Origin of the sequence: Photobacterium rosenbergii, from assembly GCF_003026455.1 — a bacterium.
Lineage (GTDB): Bacteria > Pseudomonadota > Gammaproteobacteria > Enterobacterales > Vibrionaceae > Photobacterium > Photobacterium rosenbergii.
Genome location: NZ_PYMB01000013.1, coordinates 1 through 15,300 on the forward strand (window position 1 = coordinate 1; position 15,300 = coordinate 15,300).

Sequence of the window (15,300 nt, forward strand, 5' to 3'; positions counted from 1 at the left end):
CGACTATGTGGAAGCAGTGTTTACCAAGATCTATACCAAGAATATGTAAGGAAGACATATGGTTCACCTCTTTCAATTTACCTACCCCAAGCGTAGAGGCTTAAGAGTGAGGCGGACCATATAATTAAGCCCAGCATAGTGCTGGGCTCATTATCCATTTGCTCAGTGGCATTACCACATTAGATCATCTGGGATCTGGAAGTCTGCGTACGGATCATCTTCATCAACTTCCTGCTCAGAAACCGTGTTGTTCACTATGATCACTTCTTCATCACGCTGGCTGATCTTATCGGCAACCACACCCGGGATCACAGCGTAACCCTCTTGGAAGCGCGCAATCGCTAGGCGACCACTAACTAGCTGATCCTGAGTCTGCTTGTCGACGTAGATTTTCTTAACCAAAGTACCATCGGTAAAGTTGTAGCCGATATCGCCATCAGCACGCTCGATCTTGTTCATTTCGATCAGCTGCTTAACTTGTGAGGCGATAGCTTTCTTGTTGGCCTCTTCCTGCTTCTGGCGGTTCAGCTCTTTGTCCTGCTCCAGCTGGGCAGTCTTATTGGCTTCAACTGCCGCTTTAGCTTCGTTTCGCAAAGTACGAGATTTCTTGGACTGTTTGCCCGCTTTTTTCAGTTTTTTCTTGTCAATAAGACCAGCTTTTAGCATCTGCTCTTGAAGGGATAGTTTCGCCATTTCGACTCCGTCACGGGCAATCTAAGTTAAACAAGTAAACCTACAGGCCAAGGTAACCTTAGCCTATAGGTTTTGTCATATTATCCCTGCGCAATAAGTTTAAGGTCAAGTTATTGGGAGATTTCCACAATAAAAGCTTGTATCAATCCCACTTCCAAAAGGCCTTACCAATTTGCTTGATTTTATTTTGTGACGGTGCGGTATACCAATTGTCCTGTTGTTCGCCATTACTGGTCACAAACCCTAAGAAGGTCGAATAAGCTCCCCCTAGATCTTCCCGTTCGAGTGGCGGCTCCCAGTCTTCAGGAATGATAATCGCAAACGGGTATCCCTGCTCATTCTTGAATCCACCAGCCGCTTCGGCATTGTTGACAGAGGTACCCAAACGGGAGGCATGCTCAGGTAAGTGAATTTCGTAGCCGGTGTTTTGCACAAACAAATAGGGGTCATAAGGGGGCAAAGAGATACTAGAGAGCTCGATAGGTTCATCAAAATCAAATGCTACGCTGAATTTATGGCCTTTAACCAAATCAACATTGGTTTCCGTATTGGCAAACTCTGAACTAGGGCTATTCATTAATGTTTTCGTCCCTTGCAAGAGACGTTTATCAAAGCTTCCCGCCTGTGAGAATGTCTGCGGGTATCCACTTTCTTGCTCTGTAGAGTCCGGCTTGAACAAGTTAAGCGTCCCTGTACCTGTGGCGGTATCTGGAAGCCCGATGTGTAAATGCCAATCGTGGGTAAAGCTCGAACCTCTCGCTATCATGTAACCATAAACAATCAATGAGGTCACTTGCTGCCCGGTCATCCCATAGCCAACACGGTAGCCGATAACTAAGTCATTAAAATCGTAATCACTTTTAACTGGATAATTATCCTCATAAGCCGCTACGTAGTACTCAACGGAAGATGGATAATACACCCATGAATCCGTTTCGCTACCGATCTGATTTTGGGTGATCACCAAAGGCGCCTCATCTTGACCGGGAGCTTCCTCGGTAAGGGTTACAGCATCAATTTGGCTCAACAACGCAAGGTCTTCAGGCCCCGCTGTAAAATCATAAAACGCTTCCGGATCGCCCAGTGAAGTGTTAGTTTCCAAGAAAGTAATATCGACCACTACCGATGTGGCATTCTCAAGCGACATATTTACCGGTATGGTCAAAACCGCATCATAAGAAGTGCCCTGCCATCCACTGTTAGGCGTCAATGACGAAGAGCCAGCTCTACCAATCAAGGTATAAAATAGAGTGCGGTCTGCCTCCCCAGCCTTAGCCAATAAACACTTAGTCGGTGTCGAGAACTCGGTGAAGGTAAAGGTCTTCCCTCCAGATTCCACCGTCAGAATGACCGACTCTATAGCAACACCTTGGCTCTCAGCCTTTTCCGTGCCGTTAGCCGCCTCGTTCACATCAACAGCCAAGACCAAAGCATTATTATTTTCTACTCTTAATGCTTCTAAACTTGCCGCACTAGGGTTATTTTTCTGCTGCCGAGCCTTAAACAAATCGATACTGCCATTCCCCTGAAAGACTGTATCCTTAAGCAAAATGGATTGCTCCGCAGCAAACCCTTTACCCATTGCTGCCAGCATAAACAGGCAGACCGTAATAATAGGTCTCATCATAGCGTTACCTCCCCTGTAACAGCCTCGTCGCCGCTAAAATCACTAAACAAATCAAACCTAACCACTTTATCTTTCAGCGGAACGGAAATCGGAAAAGCAAAGAAAGTTTGTTTATCAATTTCACCTAAAAATAAGACGTTACCCGAAGACAGATAAACCTTGAGATACAACCGATTGCCGGCAAAGTTGTAGTCTGATGGGTTAATTTCAAACAGGTAGTTTTCAAACTGCTGAAACCTAGCATCGGCTGGAACATTGTTGTCGCCAAGCAATGTTGTGGTTGGCTGTTCCGGTTGTGGCCCGGAAGCAGAATCCCCACCACCACCTCCACATCCGGCAAGAAACAGTAACGCTAAAAAATGAAAAGAGTACTTCATGGAAATTTTGCCCCCTCGAATCAACTGGGTAAAACAACCATGTTTTATGCCAACTCTAATTTACATTAGATATCAATCACCTAAGAAAGTAGTCATAATTTGAACTCGCAATATAAGTATTTTGCTGCAAAAAAAGATGCAAATTGGCATCTTACATTTGAAAAAATGGTTTATTTTTCAATATGTAGTGCAAGCCTAAGACCTATCTCTCAGGAATAAAGTAGCAAAAGATGAAAAAGCAGCACTAACTTGTGCTGCTTTGATGAACGTTATTGTTGGAAAGGGTAGACAGAGCCTAAATCGAGGATTTGCGTCAGCTCATCGAGGGCAGTACGGGATTCTTGTAGTAAAGAAGGATCAGCCAAATCAGCCTCAACCAAACGATCACGGTAATGCTTCTCGACCCAGCCTGTTAACTGACCGTACAAGACATCTGACATCAAGGTGCTCGGGTTCACCGCAGACAACTCCGGTTGAGTAAGTGCAACTCGCAGCCTCAAACATGCTGGCCCACCACCATTAGCCATACTCTGTTTCAAGTCGAACACTTTGATATCGTCAATGCCCTGCTTATCTGCCAAAAGCTGCTCTAGGTATGCCCATACCCGAGGATTATTGCGGCACTCTTCTGGCAGGATCAGGGTATTGTCACCATTTGGCATAGTAATGAGCTGTGAGTTAAACAGGTAACTGGTCACAGCATCTTCAATCGATACCTTCGCCGTTGGTACTTCGATAATCCGCATTTCACCCGAGAGCTTGAGGTTCAACTCATCGTAGACAGCCCGTTGGTTCAAGAAAGCCTGCTCGTGGCAGAACAAGACATTGCGGTTACCAACGGCAATAACATCATTGTGGAACACGCCTTGGTCAATCACATCTGGGTTCTGCTGGGCTATCACCACCTTGTCCTTCTCTAGCTGGTGCAGCCTTGCTACTGCTTCACAAGCCTCGAAGGTATGGCGGGCCGGAAACTTTGTTGGGGCTGGGTGACGACTATCAAAGGCATGACGTCCGAACACAAAGAACTCAACCCCTTGCTGACCATAATCAAGGCAGAAGCGAGTATGGTTAGCCGCCCCTTCATCACCGAAATGCTCGACACTAGGTAGGGCTGGATGATGGACAAAATGCTTCTCATCGGAGAATGTCGCCTTTAGGATCCGACCTGTCACTTCATGCTCGATTGAGCGATGGAACTTATTGATTAGGTTTGCAGGGGTGAAATGGACTTTTCCATCCTGAGTATCTGCCGAAGGGGACACGGTTGCCGCATTGGCGGTCCACATGCTTGAAGCTGAGCAACAAGCTGCCAACACTTGCGGGGCTTGCTTCGCTGCTGCGACCAATACCGACTGGTCACTGCCGGTAAATCCCAGCCGGCGTAATGTCGCGATATCAGGCCTTTCCTGTGGCGCTAGAACGCCTTGTACCATTCCCATATCAGACAAAGCTTTCATCTTTGCTAAACCTTGCAAAGCGGCTTGCTTAGGGCTGGAAGGGTTAGCTTGGTTTTTCGCCGAAGCGACATTACCAAAAGAGAGTCCGCTATAGTTGTGCGTTGGCCCAACTAGGCCATCAAAATTTGCTTCAAGTGCGCTCATAGACATTCCATGTTTAGTTACCACCTTTACATCCGAACCCACAATAACAAAAACGCTACATTTACAACAAGCGTGGTACAACTCTCTGGTAAACCGCTTAGTGAAGATAGAAATAACTACTATTGGCATGGCTATGCAAGAAAGGGGGGCTCCTGAATATCCCTATTCCCCATCTGACACATAATTAAGCGTTTGAAAGCTAAAAAAAGCCTGCTTATGTTAAGCAGGCTTTTTATAAAACTGTGCGCTAGATCATCATTATCTATTGAGAATTGGCTTAATGGCTCACTGAACTAGAAAAAACATTAATCACAATAGTCCCTGACAAGATAAGGAGCATGCCGATTAGAGCGGGGAAATCAAGTTGCTGGCCGTGCCATAACCAACTTATCATGGCAACCAAAACGATCCCCGCACCGCACCATATCGCGTAGGCAATTCCAATAGGAACGGCCTTAACCGTGACAGATAGCATGAAGAAGGCAACGGCGTACCCTGCCAACGTTATCAGGGTCGGCACGATTTGGGTAAACTGCTGGGTTTTAGGTAGCATTGATGTCGCGATCACTTCACAAACAATCGCAACAGACAACGCTATCATAGGTGGCATAGACGCAATCAACTTAAACATTTGAAACTCATAACATGAGAAAAGTGCTCATCCTATGCCAGTTTGATGAATAAGTCATGAATTAAGGCATTACTTTAGCTAGGCAGAGTCATAAGTTCAGTCATCCCATTCAACAACGTGCCCTGAATCGTAAACACCATCGCTGTAGGCCGGGGAAAAGTTGATAAAGATGTTTTCCTTAGCCACCGGCAACACATCAGCCAGGGTATTTGCTATCACTTCCAGCATGTTGGCAATTTGCTCTTCGGTATTGAAGCTTGGCGCAACAAGGTGAACGAGCAAGGGATGCGTTTTTTCCGGTTGGCAATCGACTACTTTACCATTATGGGCATAGTGATGAGGAGAGAGGTAATCCCATGTCGCCATAACATGCTTCAAATCTATATCACTGGTTTCTGATACCGCTTTGGAAAGCACACCCAGAGTGGATGGAATATTTACTTCCTGAGCAAAAGGCAAAGACTTAATTCTGATTAACGGCATGGCAGTTCTCCTTTAAGCCCTTACCTAGCAGCCAAATAGCCGCTAGGTAATTTGATCGGGGTCACATTTAAGAAGATAGCCAAATGCGTTGTTGCTACACCTTCTCAGTTTTGAGAATTAGCACTTATTTATCCATCAATCATCGCAAATTAATCACAGCTCTTATCCTCACAGCAAGGATTAATCACACGCTCAGCACAGGTATATGGCTCGATATGGATAACAACATCAACCAGCTCATCAATTTGAGCCAAGATATGGGACTTAAATTTTTCACTGATGGTATGGGCATCTTCGACCCGCATATCTGGGTCCACCAGCATATGAAAATCCAACAAAATTGTACTGCCGGTACGGCGACAACGGATGGCGTGCACTTCTTTGATCTGCGGGACTTCACTGGCATAACCTTGGATCTGCTCCTCGATCCCTTCATCTACCTGCGCCTCGGTCAGTTCCATGACAGCTGGCCACAAGATTTCAAACGCCGCTTTCAAGATCATTGCAGTCACGATTAAGGCCGCAACTTGATCGAGGTAATGCAAATCCGGGAAGATGTAGTTTGCGATAACTGCAATGGCAACGGGCAAGGAACTCAGAGCATCGGTTCGATGGTGCCATGCGTTGGCATGAAGGGAGCGACTGTTAATTCTTTTGGCTTGGATAACGGTCCAACGGTACAACACCTCTTTCACCACAATTGACGCAACCGCAGCCCAGAAAGCCAGCATTCCCGGCACAGCTTTGGCCTCATGACCCAATGCCGATAGCGAATCCCAGCCAATACCAATACCAACAATAAGCAGCAAGACGCCAATAAAGATATTGGTAAAGGTTTCAAACCGGCCATGGCCATAAGGATGCCCCTTATCAGCAGGGGCGGTCCAATAGCGAGAGCCAATCAAGATAGCGGTATCTGTAATTAGATCCGAAAAGCTATGTACACCATCGGCAACCAAAGCCTGACTGCCTGTAATTTTACCTATCGTGATCTTTAATACTGCCAAGCTAACGTTTGCAATTGAGCCGACCCACGTCGCTCGCTGTATTACTTTTACCGGATTATCTGCCATTGTCCTAACTTCTGCATAGTTACTTCCCTCGTAAAAACCAAACTACGAGGGTCAAGTGGATAGAACATAATACGCTGCATCACTCTGACAAACCAGTTTCTCTCCCCTATCACAAAAATAGGTCTCGGTTATCGATACTAAATTAGTTTTTATTCTGCTCTATGACCTCTTGATGACAATAACAAGTCACTAAATGGTCATTGACCATACCTACAGCTTGCATAAACGCATAGCAAATAGTTTCTCCAACAAACTTAAACCCTTTCTTTTTGAGAAAGCGACTCATTTCCTTTGAAGTTTCGGTTGATGCTGGAATATCTGCCATTGTTTGCCAGTGATTAATTACAGGTTGGTGATCGACAAATTGCCATAATGCATTAGCAAGACTGCCGTACTCATTAATTAACTGTTGGGCCGCTCGTGCGTTATGAAATACCGAACTGATTTTTCCGCGATGCTTTATAACATCATAGTTATCAATAATTGCTTTTATTCTACCATCATCATATAAAGCTAATTTTTCTATATCGTAATTATCAAATGCCTCCCTGTAAGCATCACGCCGTTTAAGAACTGTGTACCAACTCAGCCCAGCTTGGGCACCTTCTAAAGTTAGAAACTCGAATAAATATGTATCTGATTTATTTAGCCTTCCCCACTCTTTATCATGATATTCTCGCTCGATAGGCTGCTTCATTGCCCACGCACAAACACTTTTTTCCAAGTGGCCTCCCATAATATGTTCAATTAGTGACCGAAAAATTTCGTTACAACAATCATATTTGCCCAAACTCCTGAGCACAAATAGATTTCATACCGCATACCCCTTAAGGGGTAGTTATGGTTGTAAACACCCCTTGATAATATTCTTTCAGGGAATTAATCTGTAAACGTTTACTGATGAGTTTATCGATTATTTAGGTGTAAAGTGACAAGGTAAGTTAAATTGATTTTTGCAAATGCAGTCGAGTTTCAATTTTTTGCTATCAGCATCACATAAACCTAGATAAGGTATGTAAATCAAATTGAAAAATAACAACTTCATTCCATAATGGGAAAATCAATACGCAGTTATTGGTTAGGGAAAAGGACTTTTATGAGAAATATCGCCGATTTTATCGAGCAACTAGAAAAAGGAGATGACCCGTTTAGCGTTTGGGTATACTCCAGTAAAGGTCAATACAGTCAGTTCAGCAAACAAGGTAACAAGATCTCAACCCCAGCTCTCCAGCGTGCGTTGAACAAATACCTTCAAGTGGTGGTAGAAGTGAATAATGAGTCTGATGAAGATGCATTTTTATTACTACCAGAAGTCCATGCTGTAGTGCCAGTTTCATTCCGAGACGGCCAAGTGCAGTCACTGACTAGACCAAACTAAATAAGACATATAACTTTGTGACTAACGATTAAGAACGATACATGGCTAGGTCAATCTTAAACACAAAATGAAAATGCCTTATCCAAAAACAGACCTTCCCGGTCTGTTTTTTTATACCACGTCGAAACTGCAGCGATACGCTACTTACTTATAACTATTACTAAAGCTCTGATAAGGGTTGATAAACGAGGTCGACATTAGTATCCGAGAGTTAGATTGTTTACAGGCCAGATTTCCATCATCCCAGCCTTGATTGAACTTAGTATCACTACCATCTAGGGTTTCATCCTTGCCAAACACCTTGCCATAATTGCCAGTAACCCCTAGTGCACTATCGCACCCTTGGTTGTAACCGTAATGATAGATACTGTCATAAGGCACATCGTAGTCATAATTATCAGGAAACAACTGGTAGTTTTCCAGATCTGAGCTTGAACAACCCAGCATTGTCATTGGGAGTATGACAATAGCGGCCCAATACCCTGTCTTTTTCATAACTTCCCCTTTGCTCTAGCGTTTACTACATAGTAGCCAAAACCTGCAGGTATCGTTGCTCAAGTTAGATATTGGTTGTGATATTGCCACATTATCAAACTGTACCGGTCAAAAAAGGCCAGCATAGCTGGCCTCTATTAAGTCAGAGTGTGCGACAAATTATTTTTTCAACACCGCGTTTAAACGCTCAAAACCTCGCTCTAAATCTGCAATCAGATCTTCAGGTGACTCCAAACCGATATGCAGACGCAACAACGGGCCAGCGAAGTCTTTCTTGGCGACAGTACGCAGAGAATTAATATTCTCATTGGCGAGGATCAGGCTTTCAAAACCGCCCCACGAGTATCCCATACTGAAGTGATCCATCCCATCAAGCAAAGCGGTCAGCGCTTCGGTATTACCACGATTCAGCACAACAGAAAACAGGCCATTACACCCTTTGAAGTCACGCTTATAAAACTCGTGCCCTTCACAGCTTTCAAAAGCTGGGTGACGAACATGGTCGACCTCTTCACGCTCAGCCAACCACTGCGCAACCTTAATGCTGTTCTCTTCATGCTGCTTCAAACGTACGCCGAGCGTGCGAAGGCCTCGCATAGCAAGATACACGTCATCCGGTGAAGTACACTGACCAAGCAGGTAGCTATTTTCACGTAATTGGTCCCAACAACGCTCGTTAGCGACGGCTGTGCCCAACATAACATCTGAGTGACCCACAATGTATTTGGTCGCAGCTTGGATAGAGATATCAACCCCGTGTTCAAATGGCTGGAAGTTAATAGGAGATGCCCAGGTATTATCGAGCATCACGACCAAATCATGCTCATGGGCAATACGTGCCAAGGTCGGCACATCCTGCACTTCCATGGTAATGGAACATGGTGACTCCAAGAAAAGAACCTTTGTATTTGGCCTGATAAGATCGCGGATCCCCTCACCGATCATAGGATCGTAGTAAGTGGTTTCCACCCCCATCTTATCTAGCATTTTGTCACAAAAATCACGGGTTGGTTCATAGACACCATCCACCATCAGGATGTGGTCGCCCGCTTTAACAAACGACAGGATAGCACTGGTAATTGCAGCCGTTCCACATGGGTATAAAGCACAGCCAACACCACCTTCCAACTCGACCATCGCATCCTGGAATGCAAAATGGGTGTTAGTGCCACGACGACCATAAAACAGCGCTTTGTTCGTTCGGTTCGCCGTGGCGTGCTTCATCTCTTTTACAGAATCAAACACAATAGTTGAAGCCCTGCTAACCGGTGGGTTAACCAGTGATTGGGTCCACTTTGATGAACGTCCTGCAGTTACGATCTTGGTTTCTAATGATTTCTTACCCATGTTGCGTCTCTTTCCTTTCAATCTCGGCGCTAGTCTCCATGCATTTGACGTTATCACAGTTCAAGCGTGTTGGATATATATGGCTAAGCTCGAAATAAATATCCATATTTTCAACGAAAAAAGGGCCCGAAGGCCCTCTTATACTCATTAATATTGCTCGGTTACGGCTCTTGTGAAACTGGCTCTAATTTATAGTGCGACGAATCGAGCTTGAACAACTCAGGTAAAGCCGTACCCACTGAAATAGAAGACCATGTACCCGTCAAAATACCGATAAACATTGCAATGGCGAACCCTTCAAGAGCCCCGCCTCCCAACAGCCACAATGAACCTACGGTCAGCAACGTCGTCCCTGAGGTGATCATGGTACGGGAGATAGTCGCAGCGATTGCTTCGTTGTTGATATCCTCGATGGCCTTGTTCGGCTTTGAGATCAACAGTTCACGGATACGATCGGCAATGATAATCGAGTCATTGAGTGAGTAGCCCAAAATCGCCAACACAGCCGCGAGTACCGTTAAGTTGAATTCCATCTGGGTTAGGGCAAAGAAGCCCAAAACAAAGATCACATCATGCGCCAAAGCAAAGACGGAGCCTGAAGCCAATCGCCATTCAAAGCGGTAGCTCAAATAGCCCAGAATACACAGCACAGCAACCAGCAAAGCCAAGCCGCCCTGCTCAGCCAACTCTTGACCGACCTGAGGACCCACAATGCTAGTATTCAAAACTTGAACGTTGGCATCCAGCGAATGCAGGGCACCGGCAACATCTGGGGCTTCACCCTGCTCCGGAATTGCATAGCGCAAAACCCAACGGCCCGGCTCACCGGTTGCAATGACACTGACATCTTGGTCAAACTGGGCATCTAACCGCTGGTCAATCTCATGGCTGGTAAGCGCACTATTGGTCTGCACCTCTGTCACGATGCCACCGGTAAAGTCCAAGCCCCAGTTAAGTCCCTTAACTGAAATTGCCACTAGAGAGCCAAGCAGCAAGATAATAGACACGACACTGGTGAAGTGACGCCATTTTGTCGCATTCTTCATTGTAATCAACATATTAAATTCGCACCTCACGTCGAGCATCACGACCCCAAACCAAGTTAATAATGGCGCGGGAAGCAAAAATACCGGTAAACATACTGGTTAGAAGACCTAACCCCAGCGTCAAGGCAAAGCCTTGAATTGGACCATTACCAACGGCGTAAAGCACAACTGCAGTGATCATAGTGGTGAAGTTGGCGTCGAAGATAGTGCTGAAGGCACTACTAAAGCCGCGATCAATAGCCTGTGCCAGGCTGCGACCTTCCCTCAACTTGTCTCGAATACGTTCGAAAATAAGTACGTTGGTATCAACCGCCATACCGACCGTCAATACTAAACCCGCGATACCAGGAAGGGTCAGGACAGCCCCTGGGATCAAAGCCAGCAAACCAAATAGCATCACCATATTGAAGACCAATGCCACATTAGCCACCCAACCTAAACGGCGGTACCAAAGAGCCATGAAGACCAATGTCAGGCCAAGTCCCAATGCTAGTGCTGCAAAGCCGTTCTCGATATTTTCCGCACCCAAAGTTGGGCCGATAGTACGTTCTTCAACAATGGTGACGGGTGCTGTCAATGAACCAGCACGCAGAAGTAGAGCAAGTTCCTGAGCATCTTGGATAGAGCCCGCGCCAGTGATACGGAAGCGGTTACCAAGTTGGCTCTGAATAGTTGCGACACTGATGATCTTACTTTCTTGTACCGCATTACCTTCACTGTCACGGCTATATTCGCTAAATGCCGTCGCCATTGGCTTACCAATGTTCTGACGAGAGAAGTCAGACATGATCTTGCCACCAGCGCTATCAAGGTTGATGTTAACCTCCGCCATCCCCATTTCACCAAAGCTAGCGCGGGCATCAACAATGTGATCACCACTTAGGATTGGTTTACGGGCTACGCGGACTGGTTGGCCGTTCTCATCGTTGATAGTCATGGTACTACCACTACCGAGTTCACGCACCGGGTAGAAAGCTAGGCTGGCAGTGGCACCAATAACGCTTTTCGCTGCGGCTGGGTCTTGAACACCTGGCAACTCAATACGAATACGGTTTTCACCTTGACGCTGAACGAGCGCTTCCGTAATACCGAGCTCTTCGATACGGCTACGCATGGTTTGCAGGTTTTGTTGAACTGTCAGGTTTCTTAGCTGCGCTTGTTCATCGTCTTTTAGAGCCAATCTAACACCATGGCCTGAATCATTGGTTACCTGCCACTGAGGGTAGTTTTTGCGAATAAACTGGCGGATTTTACCGTTAGCTTCGCTATTGGGTAGGCGTACAACCAAAATATCTGAAGCAACAGAGTCAATACGGGTATTGCGAATACCCTGCTGGCGAAACTCTTGACGCAATTCGTCCTGCAGCAGTTCAGCCTGGGCTTGATACACCTGGTTCATATCAACATCTAACAGGAACTGCACACCACCACGAAGGTCGAGACCCAGTTTGATTGGTGCAAAGCCCATGCCCTGTAACCAAGCAGGTGCCGCAGGTGTCATTGCCAACGTTAGTTGCGAATCACTTTTTGGCCCCATTTCCTGCGCCAAAACGGTACGGGCTTGGGTTTGCTGAGATTCATCGGCAAGGACAACCAGAGTGCTATCTGCTTGCTGGTCGATACGCTTGACCGCAATATCATGCTGTTTCAAGGTGTTTTGTAGCTGGACAACATCAGGGACAGGCACTCCCTTGGCTGACACTTGCACGGCAGCATCTTCACCGTACCAAGTAGGGATAGCACTTAGCATCATCACTACCAAGGTGACGAGCAGAACAACATATTTCCAAGCCGGATAATGATTCAATAACCGCTGAGGGGCTTTTTTTCTCATAGTTTTACCACTGTTTTAGCGCACACCGCTTTCGGTGCACAGTACACTGCCCCCACATCAAACAAGGGAAGCAGATGTAATACCGCTCCTGCTCGGCAGTACTTTATGTACTAATCAAGCAAGGTTAATTTGTCCTGATCGACAGGCAGGACTAGATAGATTTGCGGATTACGCCAAAGTTAGGCGATGGTGGTAAACGGTATAGATGAGGTTAGATTCCTTCCAACCGGAGACCCGGCCCGAAGGGGGAGAGGTATTCAGCGTCCAATCCAATGCAGGCTGCATATCGACTCGATAGTCTTTGGCAAAACTAGGAGCCGGCTCAACAGGAAGTTCAATCGCCAATTGATAAGCAGGCTCAACTTCTTCCGGATCATGCCGTAACAGGCTGGAAAAACGACTTGAGGCTGCAATGGCCAAATCAAGGCTGCGATCATGGTTAGAGTGTTGGTTATTATCGGAAGGTGTCTGATCACCAGCGTGAACAACCTCAGTTAAATCAGTTTGATCAAACTTTAACAGCGCATTGAGTTCAGCTTGGGAAGGTGCAAAAGCAGCGGATTGGGCCAAGTGTTTTGAGAACCCAATGGACATCAAACCTTCGTTATCTACAATCTGGCGAACTTGCTGAAAGCCTTGTGCTTCTGATACAGGCGCAATTGAGCCTGCATGGCTAGGCCACGCAAATCCCAAACACACTATTAACATCAAAATTCTTAGCACAGAAGCCAGCATAAAACGGCCATTTACAGAATAACTTTTCGCATAATAGGGCCAGTGCTAGAGATTCACAAGAAAAGATTGCGCTTGCCCACATTTTTTTAGTTATTTTTTGACAACATGTGTTGTGCTATATATCGAAGCTAATCGGTAGCATTTATCATGCTAATGCAAGATACTGAAAAACCTCTATTACCCCATCGTTACCATTATCGGCAAACGTAAATTTTTAAGGGAAGCGAATTAATGACATCACATAAAATTGCATTTATCGGGCTAGGCACCATGGGCTTCCCGATGGCTGGACACCTTGCCAATGCTGGCCATCATGTCACCGTGTATAACCGTACCACCACGAAAGCCGAGAAATGGGTTGAGACTTACGCTGGCAGTTTTGCATTAACCCCAGCAGAAGCAGCAGAAGGCGCTGACTTTATCTTTACTTGCGTGGGCAACGATGATGACTTACGCCAAGTCTACCTCGGTGCAGACGGTATTTTAGCTTCAGCCAAACCCGGTGCCATCCTGATAGATAACACCACAGCCTCTGCAGAAGTGGCGAGAGAGATTGCTGAACAAGCCAGTGATTGTCAGCTAAGTTTCCTTGATGCACCAGTGTCAGGCGGTGAAGCGGGAGCGGTAAATGGCTGCCTAACCGTTATGGTGGGCGGTAATAGCAACGTGTTTGAACAAGCTAAACCCGTGATTGACTGCTTTGCCAAAGCAACCACTCTTATGGGCGATATTGGCTATGGCCAAATCACCAAGATGGCCAACCAACTTTGTATTGCCGGTATACTGCAAGGCCTATCAGAGGCCATTACCTTAGCTAAATCTGCCGGTCTTGATATCGAACAGATGACTGAAGTCCTCAAGCATGGTGCTGCGGGTTCTTGGCAATTAGAAAACCGCGCCAAAACCATGGCAGACAATGAGTTTGATTTCGGTTTTGCTATCGACTGGATGCGTAAAGATCTGGGGATTTGCTTCGAAGCCGCAGAGAAACTAGGCGTAGAACTCCCGCTAGCCAAACAGGTGGACGGAAAATATGCTGAACTTCAGCAACGTGGCTACCAGCGTGCCGATACTTCTGTATTAATCAAACAGTTTGATAACGACAAGCGATAACAGAGAAAAAGCATGGGGGGCTCCCCCATGCTTTCACATCTCGCGATTAAAATTTATAGTCTACGGCAAAGTAGAAAGAATCTAGCTGCGACATGTTACGATCTTTCCATTCATCCCATGTATCGATAACACGGTAGCCCAACTCCAAACTGTAATTCTCATTAACTGAGTATTGAATACCGGTTTGTGCACCTAGGGTCCAATCGTTATCGGCTTTTTTGAACACTGCATACCCTGCACTAGCACCGATAAACCAGTTCCACTTCTGGTTTTCTGAAATTCCAACCATGTAATCATAAGAGGCAAAAAGATGTGATGCTCTAGAATCATCACCATAAGCATATGTACCCGTCAAACGGTGTGTATCGTTGATAATTGCCCCTGCTCGGAAATTATATTCAAACTCCCCACCAATATTAGATACTGTGCCATCACTTAGGCCTAGACCTCCAAAGTATTTGATCCCATCATTATCATTATTGGCATTAACTGTATCAGAAGCATTTGCTATACCCGATAGAAGCAGTGCGGCAGTTGCAATAAAAGTTAGTTTTTTCATTTTGGTTTCTCTTCTTAAAAAACAGCGTTCATTTGATGAGTGAACTTTAAAGCGACTACTCAATGAAAGGTAGTGAAACATACTTAATTCACATTAAAACCTCAGATAAAAGCACTCAAAGAAACACAAAAAAGACAAAAGCCAATAAAAATCAGTATCTTAAGGAGTGCATCTTTTTAACAAGTGATTGTAAAAGAAAAGAATAGTAAATAAAGCACACTGCAATAAAATCAATGCACCAACACATGATGTAAACACTTTTTACAGAATGACCTGTAATGACGTTTTTATGAATTGCAGATCTA

Annotated in this window: 16 protein-coding genes; 2 read left to right on the plus strand and 14 right to left on the minus strand. The window is 45.5% G+C overall.

The genetic code is table 11. The features are described from left to right. Nucleotides 1-171: 171 nt before the first annotated feature. The 8 genes from C9J01_RS19765 to C9J01_RS19800 all read right to left on the minus strand — a co-directional run bounded on the left by C9J01_RS19765 (nucleotide 172) and on the right by C9J01_RS19800 (nucleotide 7,212). On the minus strand, nucleotides 172-693 hold the full coding sequence (locus C9J01_RS19765) for a DUF2058 domain-containing protein (RefSeq protein ID WP_107299867.1): 522 nt from the start codon (nucleotides 691-693) through the stop codon (nucleotides 172-174). A gap of 142 nt (nucleotides 694-835) precedes the next feature. Continuing rightward, a complete protein-coding gene (locus C9J01_RS19770; RefSeq protein ID WP_237157019.1) occupies nucleotides 836-2,320 on the minus strand; it encodes an LruC domain-containing protein in 1,485 nt (494 codons plus the stop codon). After that, nucleotides 2,317-2,697: a hypothetical protein gene (locus tag C9J01_RS19775; RefSeq protein ID WP_107299868.1), complete on the minus strand. Its 381-nt coding sequence runs from the start codon at nucleotides 2,695-2,697 to the stop codon at nucleotides 2,317-2,319. Before C9J01_RS19775 ends, C9J01_RS19770 begins: the two co-directional genes overlap by 4 nt. A 269-nt stretch (nucleotides 2,698-2,966) precedes the next feature. Then, nucleotides 2,967-4,301, minus strand: a complete 1,335-nt coding sequence (gene astB, locus C9J01_RS19780) for an N-succinylarginine dihydrolase (protein ID WP_107299869.1) — start codon at nucleotides 4,299-4,301, stop codon at nucleotides 2,967-2,969. A 277-nt stretch (nucleotides 4,302-4,578) separates the two neighbouring features. Beyond that, nucleotides 4,579-4,911, minus strand: coding sequence for an SMR family transporter (locus tag C9J01_RS19785; protein ID WP_419687446.1), 333 nt, complete (start codon nucleotides 4,909-4,911; stop codon nucleotides 4,579-4,581). Nucleotides 4,912-5,028: 117 nt separating this feature from the next. Further along, nucleotides 5,029-5,415 (minus strand): hypothetical protein, encoded by a 387-nt coding sequence (locus C9J01_RS19790; protein ID WP_107299871.1) that lies wholly within the window; start codon nucleotides 5,413-5,415, stop codon nucleotides 5,029-5,031. Between the two features lie 149 nt (nucleotides 5,416-5,564). Then, nucleotides 5,565-6,488, minus strand: a complete 924-nt coding sequence (locus tag C9J01_RS19795) for a cation diffusion facilitator family transporter (protein ID WP_107299872.1) — start codon at nucleotides 6,486-6,488, stop codon at nucleotides 5,565-5,567. Between the two features lie 142 nt (nucleotides 6,489-6,630). Then, nucleotides 6,631-7,212, minus strand: coding sequence for a DNA-3-methyladenine glycosylase I (locus C9J01_RS19800; protein ID WP_237157020.1), 582 nt, complete (start codon nucleotides 7,210-7,212; stop codon nucleotides 6,631-6,633). 372 nt (nucleotides 7,213-7,584) lie between these two features. Here C9J01_RS19800 and C9J01_RS19805 point away from each other — a divergent pair, with 372 nt between their 5' ends. After that, on the plus strand, nucleotides 7,585-7,866 hold the full coding sequence (locus C9J01_RS19805; RefSeq protein ID WP_107299874.1) for a hypothetical protein: 282 nt from the start codon (nucleotides 7,585-7,587) through the stop codon (nucleotides 7,864-7,866). Nucleotides 7,867-8,010: 144 nt separating this feature from the next. Here the strand turns inward: C9J01_RS19805 and C9J01_RS19810 are convergent, their stop codons facing one another. The 5 genes from C9J01_RS19810 to C9J01_RS19830 all read right to left on the minus strand — a co-directional run bounded on the left by C9J01_RS19810 (nucleotide 8,011) and on the right by C9J01_RS19830 (nucleotide 13,296). Continuing rightward, on the minus strand, nucleotides 8,011-8,361 hold the full coding sequence (locus C9J01_RS19810; protein ID WP_107299875.1) for a hypothetical protein: 351 nt from the start codon (nucleotides 8,359-8,361) through the stop codon (nucleotides 8,011-8,013). 159 nt (nucleotides 8,362-8,520) lie between these two features. Then, complete coding sequence (locus C9J01_RS19815) at nucleotides 8,521-9,708, minus strand: cystathionine beta-lyase (protein WP_107299876.1); 1,188 nt, start codon at nucleotides 9,706-9,708, stop codon at nucleotides 8,521-8,523. Between the two features lie 161 nt (nucleotides 9,709-9,869). Further along, nucleotides 9,870-10,766 carry a protein translocase subunit SecF gene (secF, locus tag C9J01_RS19820; protein WP_107299877.1) on the minus strand — a complete coding sequence of 299 codons (897 nt, stop codon included), beginning with the start codon at nucleotides 10,764-10,766 and terminating at the stop codon, nucleotides 9,870-9,872. Nucleotide 10,767: 1 nt separating this feature from the next. Next, the gene (secD, locus tag C9J01_RS19825; protein WP_107299878.1) at nucleotides 10,768-12,588 is read right to left on the minus strand and encodes a protein translocase subunit SecD; all 1,821 of its coding nucleotides are present in this window, start codon (nucleotides 12,586-12,588) and stop codon (nucleotides 10,768-10,770) included. 168 nt (nucleotides 12,589-12,756) lie between these two features. Next, nucleotides 12,757-13,296, minus strand: coding sequence for a hypothetical protein (locus tag C9J01_RS19830; protein WP_107299879.1), 540 nt, complete (start codon nucleotides 13,294-13,296; stop codon nucleotides 12,757-12,759). Between the two features lie 258 nt (nucleotides 13,297-13,554). On the opposite strand from C9J01_RS19830, the gene C9J01_RS19835 reads away from it, so the two are divergent. Then, on the plus strand, nucleotides 13,555-14,436 hold the full coding sequence (locus C9J01_RS19835; protein WP_107299880.1) for an NAD(P)-dependent oxidoreductase: 882 nt from the start codon (nucleotides 13,555-13,557) through the stop codon (nucleotides 14,434-14,436). A 46-nt stretch (nucleotides 14,437-14,482) separates the two neighbouring features. Here C9J01_RS19835 and C9J01_RS19840 read toward each other — a convergent pair whose 3' ends face one another. Further along, the gene (locus C9J01_RS19840) at nucleotides 14,483-14,995 is read right to left on the minus strand and encodes an outer membrane beta-barrel protein (RefSeq protein ID WP_158264575.1); all 513 of its coding nucleotides are present in this window, start codon (nucleotides 14,993-14,995) and stop codon (nucleotides 14,483-14,485) included. Nucleotides 14,996-15,300: the final 305 nt, after the last annotated feature.